Below are 21,152 nucleotides of genomic sequence, written 5' to 3' on the forward strand. Positions count from 1 at the left end.
AAGTTCCTTATTTTAGCCCGGATGATTCTGTTTTTTGAATCGTCTCATTTTCTTCTGAATAAGCTAAAAATTACAAGGAATGTACCTCATTTTTGATACCGAAACAACCGGACTTCCCAAGCGTTGGGATGCCCCATTAACAGATTCAGACAACTGGCCGCGATGTATTCAGATCGCCTGGCAGTTGCATGATGAAATGGGGAATCTAATTGAAAATCAGGATTACCTGGTCCAGCCGGAAGGTTTTGATATTCCTTATGATTCTGAACGTATTCACGGAATCTCCACTGATCTAGCAAAAGAGCAGGGAATTCCCTTAGACGAGGTGTTGGAAAAATTCAATGCCGCTTTGCAAAGATCAAAGTTTGTAGTTGGTCAGAATGTTGGGTTTGACCTTAATATCATGGGTGCTGAATTTATCAGAAGAAATTTTGAGAATTCTCTTCAGGAATTGCCGGTTCTGGATACCTGTACTGAAACTACCGCGGAACTTTGTAAAATTCCGGGTGGTAGAGGAGGAAAATTCAAACTACCCACCCTTACTGAACTTCATGAATTTCTTTTTGATGAAGCATTTGCAGAAGCACATAATGCCACGGCCGATGTAGAGGCTACCACGCGTTGCTTCCTGGAACTTGTTCGTCAAAGAATCTACACCGTAGAAGAACTGGATGTTCCTTCAGATTATTTCGAAAGATTTTCAGAAGAGAATCCAAATAGAATAGAACTGATTGGGTTGAAGCATATCAATCTTAAAAAGGCTTCAGACCAGATCAGGAAAAGACTGGAAAAACAGCAGCCTTCAGATGATATTTCCCACGAGGAGATCCAGGAAAACCTGGAAAAACTGGATGAGGTTCCGTTTGCGCATCTTCACAATCACTCGCAATTTTCAGTTTTACAGTCCACTATAAGTATCCCAGATCTTGTTGCCGCTGCGGCCGAAGAAGATATGAACGCGGTTGCTCTGACAGATCACGCCAATATGATGGGAGCTTTTCATTTCGTAAAGGAAGTTGGGACTTATAATAAGAGTGTAAAAGAGCATAATGAAACTGCTCAGGAAAATGGTGAAGCATTAAAAAAACCACTTAAGGCAATTGTTGGTTGTGAATTTTTCGTTTGCGAGAATCATACCGATAAAAGCAGAAAAGATAATGGTTATCAGATCGTGATGCTGGCTAAAAACAAGAAGGGCTATCATAACCTGGCAAAAATGTCTTCCAAAGCATATACAGATGGATTCTATTATGTGCCACGTATAGATAAGGAAGTCATTAAACAATATAAAGAGGATGTGATCGTGCTCACTGGTAACCTTTATGGGGAAGTGCCAAGTAAGATCCTGAACGTTGGAGAGAAGCAGGCGGAAGAAGCGTTGCTCTGGTGGAAAGAGGAATTTGGTGAGGATCTTTATATAGAACTCATGCGTCATAACCAGGAAGATGAGAATAGGGTGAACCCTGTATTGGTTGAGTTTTCCAAAAAACATGATATTAAACTAATTGCCACCAATAATACCTATTATTGGAAACAGGAAGATGCTAATGCACATGATATTTTGCTTTGTGTAAAAGATGGTGAAAAGCAGGCTACGCCAATTGGTCGTGGCAGAGGATATAGATATGGATTGCCAAACGAGGAGTATTATTTTAAGTCTGGCAATGAAATGAAGAAGCTCTTCAAGGATCTCCCGGAAGCGATTAGTAACATTCAGAAGATCGTAGATAAGATCGAACCTTTTGAATTGGCCAGAGACGTCTTACTTCCTGCCTTTGAAATTCCGGAAGAATTTCAAAGCGAAGAGGACCTGGTAGACGGAGGAAAAAGAGGGGAGAATGCCTTTTTAAAACATATCACGTTTGAAGGTGCGAAAGACAGATATGGAGAGATTACTGATGATATCGCCGAAAGACTGAATTTCGAATTATCGGTAATTGAAAACACAGGTTATCCCGGTTACTTCCTGATTGTGGAAGACTTTATTCGAGCTGCCAGGGAAATGGGAGTTTCGGTTGGACCGGGTCGGGGATCGGCTGCAGGTTCTGCCGTGGCATATTGCCTTGGAATTACCAATATTGACCCTATCAAGTACGATCTGCTTTTTGAGCGTTTCCTGAATCCGGATCGTGTAAGTATGCCCGATATTGATATTGACTTTGATGATGAAGGTCGAAGCCGAGTGATGGATTATGTGATCAAGAAATATGGAGCCAATCAGGTAGCCCAAATCATCACATACGGGACCATGGCTGCAAAGTCTTCTATTCGTGATACCGCGAGGGTATTGGATCTTCCGCTTATGGAGGCTGACAGGATCGCAAAACTTATTCCGAATACCAAGCTGGGGAAGTTATTTGCCATGGATGATAAGACAATCAAGTCTAAATTCCGTGGTGATGAAGTAGAGAAGATCAATGAACTTTTTAATATTTCTGAAGGAGATGACCTGGAGGCTGAAACCGTAAATCAGGCAAGAGTCCTGGAAGGTTCAGTTAGAAATACGGGTATCCATGCCTGTGGAGTGATAATTACTCCGGGAGATATTACTAATTATGTTCCGGTTTCGGTGGCTAAAGATTCAGATCTATACGTAACACAGTTTGATAACTCGGTGGTGGAAAGTGCGGGACTTCTTAAAATGGATTTCCTGGGTCTGAAAACACTTACCTTAATCAAGGATACGGTTAAGATCGTAAAAGGTAGACATGATATAGACCTGGATCCAGATAGTTTTCCGTTGGATGATGAGGAAACTTATAAACTTTTCCAGCGAGGAGAAACCATTGGGATTTTTCAATATGAATCTCCGGGGATGCAAAAGCATATGCAGTCATTAAAACCTACCGTTTTTGATGACCTTATTGCCATGAACGCTTTGTACCGTCCGGGACCGATGGAATACATCCCTAGTTTCATTGCTCGGAAGCATGGCGACGAGGAGATCTCTTATGACCTGCCGGAGATGGAAGAATACCTGGAGGAAACCTACGGAATTACGGTTTATCAGGAGCAGGTGATGCTCTTGTCACAAAAGCTTGCCGGATTTAGTAAAGGTGAAGCCGATATGCTTCGTAAAGCGATGGGAAAAAAGATCGCAGCCTTACTCGCTCAGCTAAAACCTAAATTTATAGAAGGAGGGAAGGATAAAGGTCATCCGGAAGAAATTCTGGAAAAGATATGGAAAGACTGGGAGGCCTTTGCTTCCTATGCCTTTAATAAATCTCACTCCACCTGTTACGCGTGGATCGCTTATCAAACAGCTTACTTAAAAGCACATTATCCTGCGGAATACATGGCTGCAGTGCTTTCCAATAATATGAACGATATCAAGCAGGTTACATTCTTTATGGAGGAATGTAAGCGCATGAAGCTAAAAGTACTTGGGCCAGATGTGAATGAATCTTACTATAAGTTTTCTGTAAATAAGGATAACGCGGTTCGTTTTGGAATGGGAGCGATCAAAGGCGTTGGAGCCGGTGCGGTGGCAACCATTGTGGAAAACAGGAAAACTAAAGAAGGTCCGTACAGGTCAATTTTTGATATGGCCAAAAGAATCGACTTGAGAGCTGCTAATAAAAAAGCATTTGAAAATCTCGCGTTGGCTGGAGGATTTGATGGCTTCGGGAATACGCATAGAGCGCAGTATTTTCATGATGATGGCAGCGGAATGAGCTTCCTGGAAAAAGTGGTGAAATACGCTCAAAAATTCCAGGAAAATCAAAATTCATCACAGGTTAGTTTATTTGGGGAAGCCAGTGATGTGCAAATTCCCGAGCCGGAAGTTCCCGGTTGTGAAGAATGGGGAACCATGGAAAAGCTGCGTCGTGAGAAAGAAGTTGTAGGGATTTATATTTCAGGTCACCCATTGGACGATTTCAAGATAGAGATGAATTATTTCTGTAACGGGAAATTATCAGATTGCAGAAACCTGGAATCTATCGTGAACAGAGAACTTACTATGGGATGCGTGGTGGTAGATGTGCAGCATCGTGTTTCCAAAAATGGTAAAGGCTGGGCGATATTCACGGTAGAGGATTACGATGAATCATACGAGTTCAAGATTTTTGGGGAGGAATATCTGAAAATGAAGCATTTCTTTGTTCCGAATAATTTCATACATCTTAAGATCTTCGTCAAAGAAGGCTGGACCAATAAGGATACCGGTAAAAAAGGAGAACCCAGAATACAATTTAGAGATATCAATCTATTACATGATATTATGGATAAGAATGCTAAAAAGCTAACTATCCAGATGAATATCGATGATCTTAAAAATGAAAAGATCGAATGGCTTAAAGATACTTTTACAGCTCATAAAGGTGATTGTCATTTGAATTTTGTGGTCTACGAGATGAAGGAACAGGTGAAATTAAGGATGCCCAGCAGAAAACAAAAGATCAAGATCTCTCAGGAATTAATAGAAGCCCTGGAAGCAGAGCAATTCATGTATAAATTGAACTAACTTAATTGAATCATCCTGAAGTAGTCCCAGGGTTATCAAATTGAGAAACTTAAATAAGTATAAAATGACGAGTTTATATAATGGATGATGGTCTTGGCCAGCGATTGAGGCAAGCTACCGTGTAGTGTCGAAGGCTAGGTTGCAAAACAAATTATTGATATGTAAAAATTCCTTATAAAACCTGCCAATATGCTAATAGTCAAATATAATATTGGTGGTGTAAGGAATAATTATTTTATTGACTACTTTTACGAATCAAATTAAAAACACAGAAAAAACAATATATTATGGCTGTTGAAATAACTGACGCAAATTTTGAAGAGCAGGTACTTAAAAGTGATAAACCTGTAATGGTAGATTTCTGGGCTGCTTGGTGCGGACCTTGTAGAATGGTTGGACCAATCATCGACGAAATTAGCACTGAGTATGAAGGTAAAGCTGTTGTTGGAAAATTAGACGTTGATGCTAATCAGGAATTTGCTGCAAAATATGGTGTAAGAAATATTCCTACTGTACTTGTATTCCAAAATGGTGAAGTTGTAGGACGTCAGGTTGGAGTAGCTCCAAAACAAACTTATGCTGATGCAATTGACCAGTTATTGTAATAACTGAAAATTGAAAAAATACGAGCCTCGCAATTTGCGGGGCTTTTTTTATTCATAAAGTATAGGTAATTTCAGGACTCTAATGGATATAGAAAAAGAACTTCACGAAACCGGCGGATTTTTAAACCTTGACCTTCTGGCGAAACAGGTGGTGGAAGGTTATATTTCCGGAATTCATAAAAGTCCGTTTCATGGATTTTCTGCAGAATTTGCCGAGCATAAGATCTACAACAACGGTGAAAGCACTCGGCATATAGACTGGAAACTTTTTGCTAAAACCGATAAGCTTTATACCCGGCGCTACGAAGAAGAAACCAATTTGAGATGTCATCTTATTCTGGATAATTCCGCATCCATGCATTATCCGGTAATAAAGGCACAAAGCTTGAATTCCTTGAATAAAATTGGTTTCAGTGTCCTGGCATCTGCATGTTTAATGGAAATTTTAAAGCGTCAAAGAGATGCAGTGGGGGTAAGTATTTACAGTGATGAATTTGAATTTTACGCTCCAGAGAAGTCCAGCGAGCGACACCATCATATGTTGCTGCATAAGATGAATGAGATACTATCGGGTTCTTCTAATCGCAATAGTACAGATACCTACAAATATCTCCATCAGATCGCTGAAAAACTGAAAAGACGGTCCCTTATTTTTCTATTCACTGATATGTTCCAGGCAGATGCAGATGAGGAAAAACTTTTTGAAGCCTTAAGACACCTGAAATATAACCGTCATGAAGTTATCCTGTTCCATGTAATTGATCATAAAAGAGAACTGGATTTCAGTTTCGAAAATACTCCTCGTAGATTTACCGATGTTGAAACTGGTGCCGAGATAGATCTTTATTCAGATAATATTCGGGAAAATTACCGAAAAGCTGTTCAGGAATATCTTTCAGATCTTAAAATGCAGTGTGCAAAATATCGAATAAAGTATGTGGAGGCAGACATCAATAAAAATTTTGACAATATTATGACAGCTTATTTACTTGAAAAACAAAAGTTTGGATAGAGGGTTAAATTTTACTTTGAAAAATTTTAAAAAAAGGTTTGGTGAATCTAAAAAGGGGCGTATATTTGCCCTCGCAATAACGCAACGGTCTGGTAGTTCAGTTGGTTAGAATACCTGCCTGTCACGCAGGGGGTCGCGAGTTCGAGTCTCGTCCAGACCGCAAAATTGCAAAGAAGCTCCTCTTAATGGGGGGCTTTTTTTGGCACTAAAGATTAGTTGTGTTGTTTGTCCCAGGAGACTGGGATGTGTAGTTAACCAGTTGATATCCTATGTTGTGAGGATTTGGTTAACCAATGAAAAGCTTTTTTCCGTTTGAACGGGAAGAGGCTTTTTTGTTTTTGTTTAATTTCTGGTTTTCTGTCAAAAAAGGTAACAATTTAATCCTTAGTTGCAATCGGTTGTTTTCTTGCCACGTATTTTTGTAATTCACATTTGGAATACATTTTCATCTGAAAAGGTGCCTTTGTCTGTCCTTTAAAGTATCAGATGTCATGGTCAATTTTTTATTTTACGCTTCAATAATTCTCGCGGTTCTCGCGATTTTTATTACCATTTATCTTCTCGTAGTTCATTTTAAAATTGATAAACGCTTCCGCAGAAGATAATAGTTTCGATCTACTGCATACTTTAATTATTTCCTGAAAATTTTAATGCTGATTCATCTGTTTTGGTTAATCGTAAATCCCTGAAGACATAAAAAGGATTATGGTTTAATTTCATTAAATTTGGGGCATCTCAAATTAATTTATCACCTATCAGTATTTCTAATTCATGATAAATAACCTCCTTAAGAAAAGCATACTCTTATTAATTTTTATAACCGGCTTTTTTACTCAGGCTCAGATCCTCGATCCTGTGCAATGGGAAACCCAGGTAAATAAAATTTCAGAGACTGAATATGAGCTTGTAAGTTTAGCTTATATCGAGTCAGGCTGGCATTTATATGCTCAGGATGTTCCTGAAAATGGTCCTATTCCAACTTCATTCGATTACAAAATAGAGGGTGAAAAAATACGGTTGATTGGGGAAACCAGTGAGGAGGAGGGAAAGGAAATAGATGATCCCGTATTCGAAATGCGGATTAAATATTTTGAAGATCAGGCGAAATTTGTTCAGAAAGTATCTCTCAATAAACCAGTTGGAGCTATAGACGGCACTGTAGAATTTATGGTGTGTGACGATGCGAGATGTTTACCTCCAACCCAAGAAAAGTTGACTTTTATAATCAATCCTGATCTCGTTTCGGAAGATGAAATAGCGAATGAGAATGAAGCGATAGCGGCCGAAACATCAGAAGATCAAATTGATCAGTTTGAAACAATTGAAAATAAAGACAAGCGCTCTTTCTGGGGAATTTTTATCATAGCTTTTCTTTCAGGATTTGCCGCTTTGCTAACTCCATGCGTATTTCCGATGATCCCGATGACGGTTAGTTTTTTTACTAAACAAAGTAAATCAAGAGCTGCGGGAATAAGGAACGCCATTTTCTACGGAATTTCTATTGTTGTGATCTACGTTCTGTTAGGAACACTGGTCACGGTGATCTTTGGCGCAGATGCTTTGAATGCGTTATCTACCAATGTATGGTTTAATGTTATATTCTTCGTGCTATTAGTAATATTTGCCATTTCTTTTATGGGCGCTTTTGAAATTGTTTTACCGAGTAGTTGGGGAACAAAGATCGATTCGAAAGCCGACAAAGGCGGATTGGTTGGTATTTTCTTTATGGCACTTGCCTTAGCCATTGTTTCATTTTCATGTACCGGTCCGATTGTTGGAACTCTGTTGGTAGAAGCCGCTTCTAAAGGAGGAGTAGCGCCGATTATAGGTATGCTTGGATTCTCCCTGGCGATAGCCCTGCCGTTCGCCTTATTCGCAGCTTTCCCGGGCTGGATGAATTCTTTGCCAAGATCTGGTGGATGGCTTAATACAGTAAAAGTTACTCTTGGATTTTTAGAATTGGCCCTGGCTTTTAAATTTCTTTCTAACGCCGATTTGGTTTTACAACTTCATATCCTGGAAAGAGAGATTTTCTTGGCGATTTGGATCGCTATTTTCGGGATGCTGGCTCTATATCTTTTTGGTAAGATCAGACTGCCGCACGATTCAAAAGAAGAGCATATTTCGATAGGAAGATTTATTACCGGATTAATAGCATTGGTCTTTACCATATATCTGATTCCTGGATTGTGGGGTGCCCCATTAAAAATTATCAGTGGTTTTCCACCGCCGATGCAATACAGTGAATCTCCAGATGGTCTGGGCGGTTCAAGTGCCGGAATAATTTTAGATTTTGAAGGGCTTCCGGAAGGGGCTGAATATGGTCCACATGACATAATTTCTTTTCATGATTATGAGGAAGGTTTGGCTTATGCCAAAAGTAAAGATCTCCCAATCCTGATTGATTTCACGGGACATGCCTGTGTTAATTGTCGCAAAATGGAGGAAAGGGTCTGGAGTGAACCACAGGTTTTGGAAACTTTGATGAAAGATGTAGTTCTAATATCGCTATATGTGGATGACAAGAGAAAATTGCCTGAAAGCGAACAATATGTGTCTGAAACTACGGGGAAAGAAATAGAGACTATTGGAAATAAATGGAGTGACTTTCAAATCTCACGTTACAAAGCCAATGCGCAACCATATTATGTATTAGTAGATCATAATGAAGAAATGTTGATCGCCCCTTCTGCTTACGAACCCGATGCAGAAATTTACTACAACTGGTTAAAAAAAGGAATTGAAAAATTTGAGGAAGAGAGTGGATCCTCTAATAGCCTTGGTGAAGGATCAGGAAGTATTTTCCAGTAGGGCGGCTATTGTTTTTTCTTTCGGTAAATTCCAAGAAATGCTTTTTTGGTTAGTTCTCCCTTTGAATTGTAAATTTCCCAGTTTTGGGTGACACTTCCATCAGGATTTTTCGTCCAGGTGATCTGGTTGTAAAATCGACCGTTTTCATCACCTTGTAATTTACTTTTCAAAATCATTTTATTCGGTTCCGCTTTTCCTTTCAATTTTAAGATATTCCCGGTGTTGCTTATCCAAAGTTGATTCCAGGTTTCTTCCTCGGGATCAAAATAATTATAGCTTTTTCCAGAACCGCCATTTGTGCTCTGCCAGTTTTCATTCAAAATGCAATTATCTTCCAATTTCTGAACCAGGTTTTCACCAACTTTTTTTCCTTCTGTATTGAAAACATCCCAATCTCCAACCCAGAAGTCAAATTGTCCATATTCCGAAGTACAGCAGGCACAATCTGAATTTTGAGAGTAACTGAATAACGGAAACAACATTATTATAAACAGAAATTTTTGAATCATTTCATTAAAGATTTGAAATCAATTTAATGAAATGATCCATATTTATTTCTGAAAGTGATGTGAATAGTCCGGATTATGATGCTGAAATCAATTAATTCTCCTGCACGGTTTCACGATCCCAACCTCTGTCTACATTTAGTTTCTTCTGTTCTTTTATACTCTCTTTTCTAAGCTCATAAAGTGTATAGGCCATGTAGCCGGCGTATAGAACAGAAAATATTCCTATTCCCACTTTACCTCCTTTAATAGCTGCTTTTTTTCCTGATTTATAAATGACTCCTCGAATTAAGAATTTGCTTCCTAACTTCATCATATTCCCGATTCCCATAATTTTTTTATTTATAATTTTAAAAACCAAATCAGGATTCTCCTGTTGATTTTATATTTCTATTTTTAAAATGATAGCATTCTATTAGCCAAATTGCTAAGAGAATACGTTTTTAATCTGCTTCTAAAAATTCAAGCCTCGAATTTGGAATAAACCAGCCTTTTTCTTCAGAAACTGTCTATTCCATGTTATAATCTTTATCTCTCATAAGGTGTGAATTAAGTATTCAATTAGCGTTAAAAATATTTCAAATAACACATATTTAACTCCGCTAAACTATTCTGAAAAATTGTTAGTTATATATTCGTAAAAAAATAGAACCTTGAGAAAAACAAGTCTTTATACACTGTTGTTTTTAGCAGCCGCATTTTTTTCCTGCAGTAATGATGATGATCAGAATACAGACGTGGTCACTTCAGAAACCGCCCATCTCTACGCTACTACCCATAGTGGTCAGGTTCGGCGTTATGATATAAATGATGGAGTGGTTACTAATTATTCTGTAGCTTCTACAGATATTGAAGGTTTTTACTATTCTTCGGAAGATGATAATTTTAGTATAGTTTCCAGGTCTTCCAATCAAATCGAATCTTATAAAAATATCAGAGAACTTGGAGCTGGAGGGGTTTTAAATCCGGAAATTGGGAGAGTCAGCACATCAGAGGTTGAAAGTCCAAGAGATCTTGCCGTAAGTGGTCAATTCTATGTCGTTTCAGATAATACAGATCTAGATGGTGATGAGACCACACCGGAAGGAAGGCTTTTCATATATGTGAAAACCGAATCTGGTTTTGTGCTCAGGAACGTGTGTATCACGAAATTCAAGGTTTGGGGAATCGAATTCGTCGGTTCAGATCTTTATGCGGCGGTTGATGAAACTAATAAAATTGCGGTTTACAGAGATTTTGTCCAGTCTAATGCCGGCTTCCGTATCATAAATGCTGATAAGATCGTCGGGTTTCAGGGTCTGGTAAGAACTCATGGCCTGGATTTCGATAATGGTACGATGGTGCTTTCTGATATTGGAGAGTCAGAGTCTGCTATCGATGGCGGTTTGCACATTATTCAGGACTTTGAAGAAAAATTTTCTAATGCCACCAATGGCGGTTTCATAAATATTGATGATCAATTAAGGATTGCCGGCGGAAATACCTTATTAGGTAACCCGGTAAATGTGGTTTATGATGCAGACTATAATGTGATCTTTGTTGCTGAAGTTTTAAATAATGGCGGTAGAGTACTCGCATTCAATGATGCTACATCAATTTCTGGCAATATTGCTCCAGATTTAAAATATGAACTTGCCGGAGCTTCTTCTGTTTTCTTTTTTACAGAATAGCGTACTTTCAGGCTTCCATAAAATAGATTTTTTCCTCCTGAATCTTCGGAAAATTCAGGTATTTCAAAGCTTCTCCTTTCGGTTTTAATTCAAGTTTAACGAGCGGAAGAAAAATTTGATATACTTTTGCAACTACAAACCGACAGATTTATGGCTAAGAATTTAGTGATTGTTGAGTCTCCTGCGAAGGCTAAAACCATAGAAAAATTTCTGGGAACAGACTATAAGGTTGCTTCCAGTTTTGGGCATATAGCAGATCTTCCAACCAAAGAAATTGGGGTAGATACTGAAGGAGATTTTACACCTAAATATATTGTATCCAAAGATAAAAAGGATGTAGTAAGGAAATTAAAAGGCCTTGCAAAGGATGCTGAAATGGTATGGCTCGCGAGTGATGAAGACCGGGAAGGAGAAGCGATCGCATGGCATTTGGCAGAAGAATTGAAACTAAAGGACGAGAAGACCAAACGTATCGTTTTCCACGAAATTACAAAATCTGCTATTCTTCGTGCAATTGACAATCCGCGTAGTATAGATTATAATTTAGTAAATGCTCAACAGGCAAGACGAGTTCTTGACAGGCTGGTAGGTTATGAACTTTCTCCGGTATTGTGGAGAAAAGTTAAAGGAGGTCTTTCTGCAGGTAGAGTTCAATCGGTTGCGGTTAGACTAATTGTAGAAAGGGAAAGAGAAATCCAGGATTTTACTCCGGAAGCGTCTTACAGGATCGACGCTGAATTTTCAACAGAAGATGGAAAATCTTTTAAGGCGAAAATCCCTAAAAATTTTGAAACAAAAGAAGAAGCTGAAAAGTTTCTAAAAGATAACATAGGTGCAAACTTTAAAGTAGCCGACCTTACTACAAAGCCGGCTAAGAAAAATCCTGCACCTCCATTTACTACTTCAACTCTTCAACAGGAAGCAGCAAGAAAATTATATTTTTCAGTAGGTAAAACCATGACCCTGGCACAACGATTATACGAGGCCGGGCATATTACCTATATGAGAACCGATAGTGTAAACCTTTCTGAAGACGCTAGAAAAGGGGCCAAAGAAGAAATTCTGAAAGCATACGGGGAGAAATATTCAAAAACCCGACAATTTAAAGGTAAGTCGAAAGGAGCGCAGGAAGCTCACGAGGCGATAAGACCTACAGGTTTTCAAAAGCATTCAATTTCTGGAGAAAGGGATCAGCAGCGGTTATATGAATTGATCTGGAAAAGGGCGATCGCATCTCAAATGAGTGATGCTCAATTGGAAAGAACGAATGTGAAGATTGAGGCAGATAAGCATGACAATCATTTTACTGCAAACGGAGAAGTTTTGAAATTCGACGGTTTCCTGAAAGTTTATCTGGAAGGAAGCGATGATGAGGATGAAGAGCAAAGTGGAATGTTGCCTGCATTGAAGGTGCAGCAACCACTAAACAATGATTACATCACTGCAACCGAAAGGTTTACCCGCCCACCGTACAGGTATACGGAAGCTTCTTTAGTGAAGAAACTGGAAGAATTGGGTATTGGTAGACCATCTACCTATGCTCCCACAATTTCTACGGTACAAAGCAGGAATTATATAGAAAAAGGTTCCGTAGATGGAACTGAAAGAGAATATGTTCAGTTTAAACTGAAAAATGATAAGGTTTCTGAGAAAAAATTAACCGAAACCGTTGGTAGTGATAAAGGTAAATTGGTTCCTACGGCTACGGGAATGGTAGTAAATGATTTCCTTGTAAATCATTTTTCCAACATTCTTGATTACAATTTCACGGCAAAAGTTGAAGAAAGCTTCGATAATATTGCTGAAGGAAATGAGGAATGGACTACGATGATGAAGGAGTTCTATAAAGATTTCCATCCGCATGTACAGGATGTAGCTAAGAATGCAGATAGGGAAGTGGGTGAAAGAATTCTTGGTGAAGATCCTGAAAGTGGTAAACCGGTAAGCGTAAGGTTAGGAAAATTTGGACCAATGGTTCAAATTGGTAGTGTAGAAGATGATGAAAAGCCAAAGTTTGCCAGTTTAAGTCCAGATCAAAGCATGGAAACCCTTACTTATGAAGAGGCTATGGATCTTTTCCAGCTTCCGAAGAAATTAGGGGAATATAAAGGAGAAAATGTAGAAGTGAATAATGGGCGATACGGTCCATACGTGAGATTCGGAAAGAAATTCGTTTCTTTAGAAAAAGGTGAAGACCCAATGAATGTTGACTTTGATAGAGCCATGGAGCTTATCAAGGAAAAAGAAAAGGCAGATGCGCCTATTTACGAATACAAAGAATTGCCTGTTCAAAAAGGTGTGGGAAGATTTGGACCTTATTTGAAATGGAACAATATGTTCATTAATGTGAACAAAAAATATGATTTCGATAATCTTTCAGGAGACGATATTGAAGAACTTATTGAGGATAAGCTGAAGAAAGAACGAGAAAAACTCATTCAGCACTGGGAAGAAGAGGGAATTAGAGTAGAGAAGGCAAGATGGGGAAGATTTAATGTCATCAAAGGTAAAACAAAGGTTGAATTACCGAAAACCACGAAGGCTGATGAACTGACTCTTGATGAAGTGAAAGAAATCCTCGAAAAGAACACAAAGAAAAAGAAGAAGCCTGCAGCTAAGAAAAAGTCTACAGCGAAAAAGAAAACTACCAAAAAGAAAACCACTAAAAAGAAGTAAAGTATGGAGTTCGATTTTCTTAGTCCGGTGCATAATGATCTACTGGATGAGATTAGCCATTTGAATCAGCAAACCATTGGTGCTCAAATAAAACTTCATACCGAAAGATCAGGATCTCCAGATCTTGAAGGAGTAAAAGTGGCGATTTTTGGGGTTTGTGAAAACCGCAGAGCGGTTAGAAAAAACGATACTCCAGATTTTTATAACATAAGAAGTCAGTTTTACAGGCTTTATCCGGGAAACTGGAAGATAAAGCTGGCCGATCTTGGAGATATTAATCCTGGGGCAACGGTAGAAGATACTTATTTCGCAGTTCAGTCGCTCGTTGAAGGTCTTATAAAACAAGATATCATACCTGTAATAATTGGAGGAAGCCAGGACTTAATTTATGCTCAGTACAGAGCCTATGATAAATTAGATCAGATGGTTAATCTTGTAAATATTGATAGCAGATTTGATCTTGGTGATGCTGAAAAGATGATTTCGAATCAATCTTATGTAGGAAAAATCGTAGTTGATAAGCCTTATAATTTATTTAATTATTCAACCGTAGGATATCAAACTTATTTTAATTCTCAGGAAGAAATTGAATTGATGGAAAGGTTGTTTTTTGAAGCCTACAGGTTGGGTGAGGTGACCTCAGATATTACGCTGATGGAACCTATTTTCAGAAATGCTAATCTAGTTGGTCTTGATCTCGGGGCGATAGATTCTGCCTCAGCGAATACAGATTATTTTAATTCGCCAAACGGTTTTGACGGAAGAGAAATTTGTGCGCTTTCCAGGTATGCAGGAATTAGTGATAAAGTTTCTTCTTTTGGGGTTTATGAATATCAGAATCATCTTGGAAACCTTTCAAATATGCTGGTTTCACAAATCGTCTGGTATTTTATTGAAGGAGTGAATTATCGTACTAACGAAAATACTATTTCCGCGAAAAAAGAGTTTATAAAATACCAGGTGCCTATAGATGACGAGGTTCTGGTATTTTTCAAAAGCCCTGTTAGCGGGAGATGGTGGATAGAAATTCCATTTTTATCTAATGTGAATACTAAATTAAAAAGGCATACGTTATTACCTTGCAGCGAAGAAGATTATCTCGAAGCTTGCAATCAGGTAATTCCGGAACGCTGGTATAAAGCCAAAAGAAAAAACGAAGTCTAAAAAATTATATTCAGACATTATTCTGATTTACTGTATTTTTATCTGAAATATTGTTTTTTAAAAAATAATTAGATAGGTTTACTGCCGTAAATCAAAATGTCTTAACCTAAGATAATTATGAAGAAGTATATTTCGCTCATTGCTGTTCTAGCCTTGCTTTCGAGCTGTGGCGGTGGCGATCGTGGACAGCTTGTAGGTGCGGAGGGAAAGAAGTGGAATCCGGAGAAGCCTTATGGTATGACATTGATCCCTGGCGGTGCATTCATTATGGGTAAATCTGATGATGATATCGCCGGACAGAAAAATGCACCTCCTAAAACGGTTACCGTTCGTTCCTTTTATATGGACGAAACCGAGATAACCAATTCAGAATACAGACAATTCGTGAATTACGTAAGAGACTCTATAGTAAGGGTTAATCTTGCGATCATGGCCGAACTTCAGGGGGCAACTCCGGGAGATGATGCTATTGGAGAATATGCTTTTGCTGACGCTGAAGAAGGAGAAATGACCCCGTATGAAGAGTATATGTTAAATACATATGGTCAGGGTGGTCCAACTGATGATTATGCGAACAGAAGATTAAATAAAGATATCGATATTGTATGGGACACTCAGGATTATCCAGATGTGTACTATGCTGAAGTTATGGATTCCATGTATATCCCAATGGATGAAGTTTACAACGGTCAGCGTACTATTGATGTAAAGAAATTAAAGTTCAGATATTCTTACATGGATATCCAGTCTGCTGCGAAAACTCAAGGCAAGAGAAGCAATTTTATCAAGAACGAAGAAGTGGCTATCTATCCTGATACTACTGTTTGGATCAAAGATTTTAATTATTCATATAATGAGCCTATGCACAACGATTATTTCTGGCATAGTGCTTTTGATGAATATCCAGTTGTGGGAGTTTCCTGGAAACAGGCAAGAGCTTTTACCCAATGGAGAACAAAATATCATAATGATTTCCGTCGTGAGAAAGGTGATGCTAATGTTCCTTCTTACAGATTGCCTACAGAAGGTGAGTGGGAATATGCTGCTAGAGGAGGACTGGAAGGAGCTTCGTATCCATGGGGTGGTCCTTACACATTAAACGATAGAGGATGTTTTATGGCGAACTTTAAACCATTACGTGGAGATTATGCGGCAGATCAGGCTCTATATACTGTTGAAGCAAAATCTTACGATCCTAACGATTACGGTCTTTACAATATGGCTGGTAACGTGGCAGAGTGGGTAGACTCGTCGTACGATCCGGGATCTTATGAATATATGTCTACGATGAACCCTACCGTGAATAATCCCGAAGATCGTAGAAAAGTAGTACGTGGAGGATCTTGGAAAGATGTTGCCTATTTCCTTCAGGTTAGCTCAAGGGATTATGAGTACATGGATTCAGCAAGGAGTTATATTGGTTTCAGAACTGTTCAGGATTACCTAGGAACAGATGTGACCCTTAACCAGAAGAATCCTTAATTAAAATTGAACTTAAACCTATCAATAAAATCAACTAAGAAAATCTAAACATTAGAGTTATGGCAAATTCAAGAGCAACAAAAAAAGTGACCAACATGGTGTATGGTCTGGGAGCATCGGTGGTAATACTTGGTGCACTTTTCAAAATCATGCACTGGCCGGGAGGTAATGCGATGCTTATTCTAGGTCTTATCGTAGAAGCTTTGGTTTTCGCATATTCTGCATTCGAACCGGTAGATGATGAATTAGACTGGTCACTTGTATATCCAGAACTTGCCGGTGGCGAGGGAAGAAAAAGAGATGCTGTAGTTGTTGAAGAGAAAGAAGCAGAGGGAATGCTTTCTAAAAAGCTAGATGCAATGCTTAGAGAAGCTAAACTAGACGCTAACCTGATGGCCTCATTGGGAGAAAGTATTAGAAATTTTGAAGGAGCCGCTAAAGGAATTGCCCCTACTGTTGACTCTATGGCTTCTCAGAAGAAATATAGCGAAGAACTCAGTGTAGCTGCCGCTCAGATGGAAACACTAAATAATATTTATAAAGCTCAGGTTCAATCTGCAGCTAAACAAGCTGAAGTAAACCAGGAAGTTGCAGACAACGCCGGTAAACTTAAAGCGCAAATGGATTCACTTGCAAACAACATGGCTTCTCTTAACAATGTTTACGGAGGTATGCTAACTGCAATGAACGGAAAACCAAGAGTCTAATTGATTTTTCAATTAAGCTGTTTTATTAATTTCAAAATAACTAATTAGACATGGCATCCGGAAAACAATCGCCAAGGCAGAAGATGATTAACCTAATGTACCTGGTTTTCATCGCCATGATGGCACTAAACATGTCCAAAGAGGTTCTTACCGCTTTTGGACTGATGAATGAAAAACTTAATGCTTCTAACGCAACTGCAACTACTCGAAATAATGCTTATATGGCAGGTCTTGCAGCAAAAGTTGAAGAGCAACCAGCAAAATATACTTCCATAAAAGAAAAAGCTGATAGAATTGATGAGCTTTCATCTAATTTAAATCAGTATATCGATAACCTGAAGTCTGAATTAACCTCAGAACTTGAAAAGGAAGATAATGGAAAGTGGGATTATGAAGAAATGGATAAAGCAGATCAGTTAGATGAAATGTTTTTCCAGAGTGGAAGAGTATCGCCTAAGGGTGAGGAATTCGTTAATCAAATTGACACTTATAGAGAAGAAGTTGCTGGAATTTTAGAAGAAAAATATCCGCAACTAGCTCAGAAAATTAGAAATGAATTCGCTACTGAGGAAGTTACAGATGGTGAAGGTGTAACGAAACCATGGTTGGATTACCACTACCAGGGATTCCCTTTAATCGCATCTTTAACTAAAATGACTCAAATTCAGGCAGACGTAAAGAGCGCTGAAAGTGAGATTCTTTCTGCAATGCTTTCAGGTCAGTTACAGAGTGACGTTTCTTTAAGTAACTATCAGGCTATCGTAATCCCAGACAAACCTGCTTTCTTTAGTGGTGAAAACTTTACAGGTAAAGTAGTACTTGGTAGATTCGATAATACGCTTCAATTTGAAAATGTAGTTATCAATGGTAAGGAAGTTGAAAATACACAAGCTGGACAGGTAATGTTAGAATTCCCTGCAGGTAATGTGGGAGAGCAAAAAATTACTGGGGAGCTTCAGTATATGGAAAATGACTCATTAAAGAGTATTTCTATCGCGGACTCTTATAATGTAATTCCATTACCGAACTCAGCCGTAATTTCTGCGGATAAAATGAACGTAGTTTATCGTGGTGTTCAAAACCCGATGACTATATCTATTCCTGGTGTAAGCAATGTTAGTGCAAATGCACCTGGACTTAGAGCTGCCGGCGGAAATGGTAACTATCTAATGGATGTTACTACGCTACAGGCTAGGGAAGTTACTATTAGCGTTAGTGGTACACTACCTGGAGGTAAATCGGTTTCAGATAAAAAGACTTTTAGAGTAAAGGATATTCCAAGACCAGTTGGGACGATTCGTGGAGAAGATGGTTCTGTTTCTATGCAAAGAAACAGTTTAGAAATTGCTACTGTTGGAGCAAGTCTACCTGACTTTGATTTTGATCTGAACTTAAACGTTGCCGGTTTTAAATTTAAAGTTCCGGGACAACCAACTGTTCAGGTTAACGGTAGCAGACTGGATGAGAGAGCGAAAGCAGCACTTAGACGTGCTGGAAGAGGTGAATCTGTAACGATCTATGATATTAACGCGTCTTTAGCTGGAAACTCAAGCTATAAGCTTAAAAAAGTTGCTCCAGTAATTATAGAGCTTACAAACTAAAAATTATTAAAAATGAGCTTGAAAGAAATTTTTGTATATGGTTTTGTGATGATGCTGGGTGTATCTTCTTTCGGTCAGGCAAACATCCTGAACGCCGATAAACCTGAGAATATCGGGAAGAAATCGGAAGCTCAGGCTTTAGTAGATGAGGAAGATAAGCCACTTGAGTATGGTTATGTAGGAGATCGTGACATCTTATGGTCTAAAGGAACATGGGAAATCATTGATCTTGATGAACGGGTGAATTTTCCGCTTTATTACCCTATTGATACCAATAATATCGGCACTAACAGAAGATCGCTTTATGATGTTTTAATAAAAGCTATTAAAGAAGGTAAGATTGAAAATGTATATGCAGATTCTTATTTTACTGAAAAGCGTACTTTGAAAGATATCGGTGCTACTTTATCTAAGGTAGATACAACAGACCTTGGTATTGAGCAATACAATGCTGGTGAAGAGGTGGATGCACAATTTATTGATCGTCGTGATCTTGGATCAGCTGATATCGCTGAATATCATATTAGAGGAATGTGGTATTTTGATAAACGTCTAGCTGAATTGAAGTATAGATTATTAGGAATTGCTCCGGTAGCTCCAGATGTTAACTTCATAGATTCGGGTCAGACAGATTTAGTTGAATTATTCTGGGTGTGGTATCCTGATGCTCGTGAAGTACTCCACGACGCAAAAGTTTTCACGGGAGGTAATACTTCGCAGGTAATTTCTTTTGACCATTTGCTGAATGCGAGAAGATTTGACGGAATAATTTATAAGGAAGACAACGTTCAGGGAGATCGTGAGATCGATGAATATATAGCTGAAAATGCCTTTATGCAGTTGTTAGAATCACAGCGTATTAAAGAGCAGATTCGAAACTTTGAACAGGATATGTGGAGTTACTAAATTCTACTGAAAATTTTTAAAAGGCGCTCCATTGAGCGCCTTTTTTATTTGCCTTTGAAAATGATGATCAGGCTTAATATCTTTACGTCATGATAGATTTTATAGTTGTTGGTTTAGGTTTAAGCGGACTCGCAATTTCCGAAGAACTTGAGAAAGCGAATAAGAGTTTTGTGGTTTTTGAAAATAACTCCCAGAAATCTTCTTACGTTGCCGGAGGTATTTTTAATCCTGTTATTCTCAAAAGATTCACACCCGCCTGGAATGCGGCAGAACAAATGAAAACCGCGCTTCCATTTTACCGACAATTGGAAAAGAAACTGAATGTAAAGCTGGTTTATGAATGGAATATTTACCGAAGATTTCATTCGGTTGAAGAACAGAATGACTGGTATGTAGCAACTGATAAACCAAAACTTTTAGAGTTTCTGGATCCTAAAACCAGGAAGAATACCAATCCAAATCTAAACGCGGAATATTCCTTCGGGAAAGTGCTGAAAACCGGAAATATTGATACCGAAACCTTGTTGAATTCTTACAGGAAGCATCTCAAATCTGGAGAAATTTTTAATGAAACTGAATTCGATTATGAAGAATTAAGAATTTATGATGATCATTTTGAATATGGAGAAATTGAGGCAAGGAACGTTATATTTTGTGAGGGATTCGGACTTAAAAAAAATCCATTTTTTAATTACCTGCCATTAAGAGGTAATAAAGGAGAATATATTATCATTAAGTCTCCTGAGCTGAAACTGGAATTCGCGGTTAAATCTTCAGTTTTTATAATGCCTCTAGGAGAAGATTTGTATAAAGTTGGGGCAACTTACGATCATCAGGATAAATCTTCAGAACCAACCTCTCAGGCCAGGGAAAAACTGGTAAATGATCTGAATAAATTAATAAACTGCGATTTTGAAGTGGTAGACCAGGTTGCAGGTATCCGTCCAGCGGTATCCGATAGACGCCCCATTGTTGGTGAACACCCGGAAATCAATAATATGTATTGCTGTAATGGATTTGGAAGCCGGGGTGTTCTCATAGCGCCAAATACGGCCAAAGCATTACTCGATAAAATTGAGAACAAAATTGAACTGGATAAAGAGATTGACCTCTCCAGGTTTACCCGGAAACATTATACAGCGAACTAAATCTTTCCTGCACTCTTTTTATAACTGAAAAAGAGATTAATCCAGATATTTCGGGATAATCGCATTATAACAGGCATAAATACCACCAGGGTTCCTACAATGGCAAAAAATGATGTCAAAAGGCTTGCCTTGAGAAAAAGATAAGCGATGATAAAAGCAGCAACTGAAAATGCGATACCAACTCCGTAACTAACATACATGGCGCCATAAAAGAATGAAGGCTCAATTTTATATTTTGTACCGCAATTACTGCACCTTTCGTGCATATCATAAACCCTGGTAAGCTTATATGGATTACTTTCTTTGTACATGCTCTCTTCGTGACAAACAGGGCAGGTTCCGGTAAGAATACTGTAGATCTTGGTGCCTTTAAGAAACTTCATATCATTTTTTTAGCAT

General features: G+C 38.4%; 15 protein-coding genes and 1 tRNA gene. 13 read left to right on the forward strand and 3 right to left on the reverse strand.

Annotation, left to right across the window (positions count from 1 at the left end; all coding sequences use genetic code 11):
* Positions 1-79 precede the first annotated feature (79 nt).
* The 5 genes from dnaE (at position 80) to AC2S94_RS06120 (ending at position 8,893) form a co-directional block, all read left to right on the forward strand.
* Positions 80-4,465 carry a DNA polymerase III subunit alpha gene (gene dnaE / locus AC2S94_RS06100; protein WP_484630624.1) on the forward strand — a complete coding sequence of 1,462 codons (4,386 nt, stop codon included), beginning with the start codon at positions 80-82 and terminating at the stop codon, positions 4,463-4,465.
* Between the two features lie 287 nt (positions 4,466-4,752).
* The gene (gene trxA, locus AC2S94_RS06105) at positions 4,753-5,070 is read left to right on the forward strand and encodes a thioredoxin (RefSeq protein WP_300433950.1); all 318 of its coding nucleotides are present in this window, start codon (positions 4,753-4,755) and stop codon (positions 5,068-5,070) included.
* An 82-nt stretch (positions 5,071-5,152) separates the two neighbouring features.
* A complete protein-coding gene (locus tag AC2S94_RS06110; RefSeq protein ID WP_484630625.1) occupies positions 5,153-6,082 on the forward strand; it encodes a DUF58 domain-containing protein in 930 nt (309 codons plus the stop codon).
* Between the two features lie 86 nt (positions 6,083-6,168).
* Positions 6,169-6,242, forward strand: a tRNA-Asp gene (locus tag AC2S94_RS06115).
* A 611-nt stretch (positions 6,243-6,853) separates the two neighbouring features.
* Positions 6,854-8,893: a protein-disulfide reductase DsbD family protein gene (locus tag AC2S94_RS06120; RefSeq protein WP_484630626.1), complete on the forward strand. Its 2,040-nt coding sequence runs from the start codon at positions 6,854-6,856 to the stop codon at positions 8,891-8,893.
* A 5-nt stretch (positions 8,894-8,898) separates the two neighbouring features.
* Here AC2S94_RS06120 and AC2S94_RS06125 read toward each other — a convergent pair whose 3' ends face one another.
* The gene (locus AC2S94_RS06125) at positions 8,899-9,402 is read right to left on the reverse strand and encodes a hypothetical protein (RefSeq protein ID WP_484630627.1); all 504 of its coding nucleotides are present in this window, start codon (positions 9,400-9,402) and stop codon (positions 8,899-8,901) included.
* A gap of 91 nt (positions 9,403-9,493) precedes the next feature.
* Positions 9,494-9,730, reverse strand: a complete 237-nt coding sequence (locus tag AC2S94_RS06130; RefSeq protein WP_484630628.1) for a hypothetical protein — start codon at positions 9,728-9,730, stop codon at positions 9,494-9,496.
* 322 nt (positions 9,731-10,052) lie between these two features.
* Here AC2S94_RS06130 and AC2S94_RS06135 point away from each other — a divergent pair, with 322 nt between their 5' ends.
* From AC2S94_RS06135 to AC2S94_RS06170, 8 genes are all read left to right on the forward strand, one after another.
* Positions 10,053-11,069 (forward strand): hypothetical protein, encoded by a 1,017-nt coding sequence (locus AC2S94_RS06135; protein ID WP_484630629.1) that lies wholly within the window; start codon positions 10,053-10,055, stop codon positions 11,067-11,069.
* 150 nt (positions 11,070-11,219) lie between these two features.
* Positions 11,220-13,745, forward strand: coding sequence for a type I DNA topoisomerase (gene topA, locus AC2S94_RS06140; RefSeq protein WP_484630630.1), 2,526 nt, complete (start codon positions 11,220-11,222; stop codon positions 13,743-13,745).
* A gap of 3 nt (positions 13,746-13,748) precedes the next feature.
* A complete protein-coding gene (locus tag AC2S94_RS06145) occupies positions 13,749-14,909 on the forward strand; it encodes a formimidoylglutamase (protein ID WP_484630631.1) in 1,161 nt (386 codons plus the stop codon).
* Positions 14,910-15,026: 117 nt separating this feature from the next.
* The gene (porK, locus tag AC2S94_RS06150; RefSeq protein WP_484630632.1) at positions 15,027-16,391 is read left to right on the forward strand and encodes a T9SS ring complex lipoprotein PorK/GldK; all 1,365 of its coding nucleotides are present in this window, start codon (positions 15,027-15,029) and stop codon (positions 16,389-16,391) included.
* Positions 16,392-16,450: 59 nt separating this feature from the next.
* Entirely contained in the window at positions 16,451-17,098 is a 648-nt protein-coding gene (porL, locus tag AC2S94_RS06155) for a type IX secretion system motor protein PorL/GldL (RefSeq protein ID WP_484630633.1), read from the forward strand.
* A 50-nt stretch (positions 17,099-17,148) separates the two neighbouring features.
* Positions 17,149-18,699, forward strand: coding sequence for a type IX secretion system motor protein PorM/GldM (gene porM, locus AC2S94_RS06160; protein WP_484630634.1), 1,551 nt, complete (start codon positions 17,149-17,151; stop codon positions 18,697-18,699).
* Positions 18,700-18,711: 12 nt separating this feature from the next.
* A complete protein-coding gene (gene porN / locus AC2S94_RS06165) occupies positions 18,712-19,605 on the forward strand; it encodes a type IX secretion system ring subunit PorN/GldN (RefSeq protein ID WP_484630635.1) in 894 nt (297 codons plus the stop codon).
* A gap of 89 nt (positions 19,606-19,694) precedes the next feature.
* Entirely contained in the window at positions 19,695-20,753 is a 1,059-nt protein-coding gene (locus tag AC2S94_RS06170) for an NAD(P)/FAD-dependent oxidoreductase (RefSeq protein WP_484630636.1), read from the forward strand.
* Here AC2S94_RS06170 and AC2S94_RS06175 read toward each other — a convergent pair.
* A complete protein-coding gene (locus tag AC2S94_RS06175; protein WP_484630637.1) occupies positions 20,750-21,136 on the reverse strand; it encodes a DUF983 domain-containing protein in 387 nt (128 codons plus the stop codon). The genes AC2S94_RS06170 and AC2S94_RS06175 overlap by 4 nt on opposite strands.
* Positions 21,137-21,152: the final 16 nt, after the last annotated feature.

The sequence above is a fragment of the Christiangramia pacifica genome, assembly GCF_057221535.1.

Coding starts and splice junctions, on each gene's coding strand:
- AC2S94_RS06145 (WP_484630631.1), top strand. CDS start 13,749: ATGGAGTTCGATTTTCTTAGTCCGGTGCATAATGATCTACTGGATGAG.
- porM (WP_484630634.1), top strand. CDS start 17,149: ATGGCATCCGGAAAACAATCGCCAAGGCAGAAGATGATTAACCTAATG.
- dnaE (WP_484630624.1), top strand. CDS start 80: ATGTACCTCATTTTTGATACCGAAACAACCGGACTTCCCAAGCGTTGG.
- AC2S94_RS06130 (WP_484630628.1), bottom strand. CDS start 9,730: ATGGGAATCGGGAATATGATGAAGTTAGGAAGCAAATTCTTAATTCGA.
- AC2S94_RS06125 (WP_484630627.1), bottom strand. CDS start 9,402: ATGATTCAAAAATTTCTGTTTATAATAATGTTGTTTCCGTTATTCAGT.
- porL (WP_484630633.1), top strand. CDS start 16,451: ATGGCAAATTCAAGAGCAACAAAAAAAGTGACCAACATGGTGTATGGT.
- AC2S94_RS06175 (WP_484630637.1), bottom strand. CDS start 21,136: ATGAAGTTTCTTAAAGGCACCAAGATCTACAGTATTCTTACCGGAACC.
- AC2S94_RS06120 (WP_484630626.1), top strand. CDS start 6,854: ATGATAAATAACCTCCTTAAGAAAAGCATACTCTTATTAATTTTTATA.
- AC2S94_RS06170 (WP_484630636.1), top strand. CDS start 19,695: ATGATAGATTTTATAGTTGTTGGTTTAGGTTTAAGCGGACTCGCAATT.
- topA (WP_484630630.1), top strand. CDS start 11,220: ATGGCTAAGAATTTAGTGATTGTTGAGTCTCCTGCGAAGGCTAAAACC.
- AC2S94_RS06110 (WP_484630625.1), top strand. CDS start 5,153: ATGGATATAGAAAAAGAACTTCACGAAACCGGCGGATTTTTAAACCTT.
- porN (WP_484630635.1), top strand. CDS start 18,712: ATGAGCTTGAAAGAAATTTTTGTATATGGTTTTGTGATGATGCTGGGT.
- trxA (WP_300433950.1), top strand. CDS start 4,753: ATGGCTGTTGAAATAACTGACGCAAATTTTGAAGAGCAGGTACTTAAA.
- porK (WP_484630632.1), top strand. CDS start 15,027: ATGAAGAAGTATATTTCGCTCATTGCTGTTCTAGCCTTGCTTTCGAGC.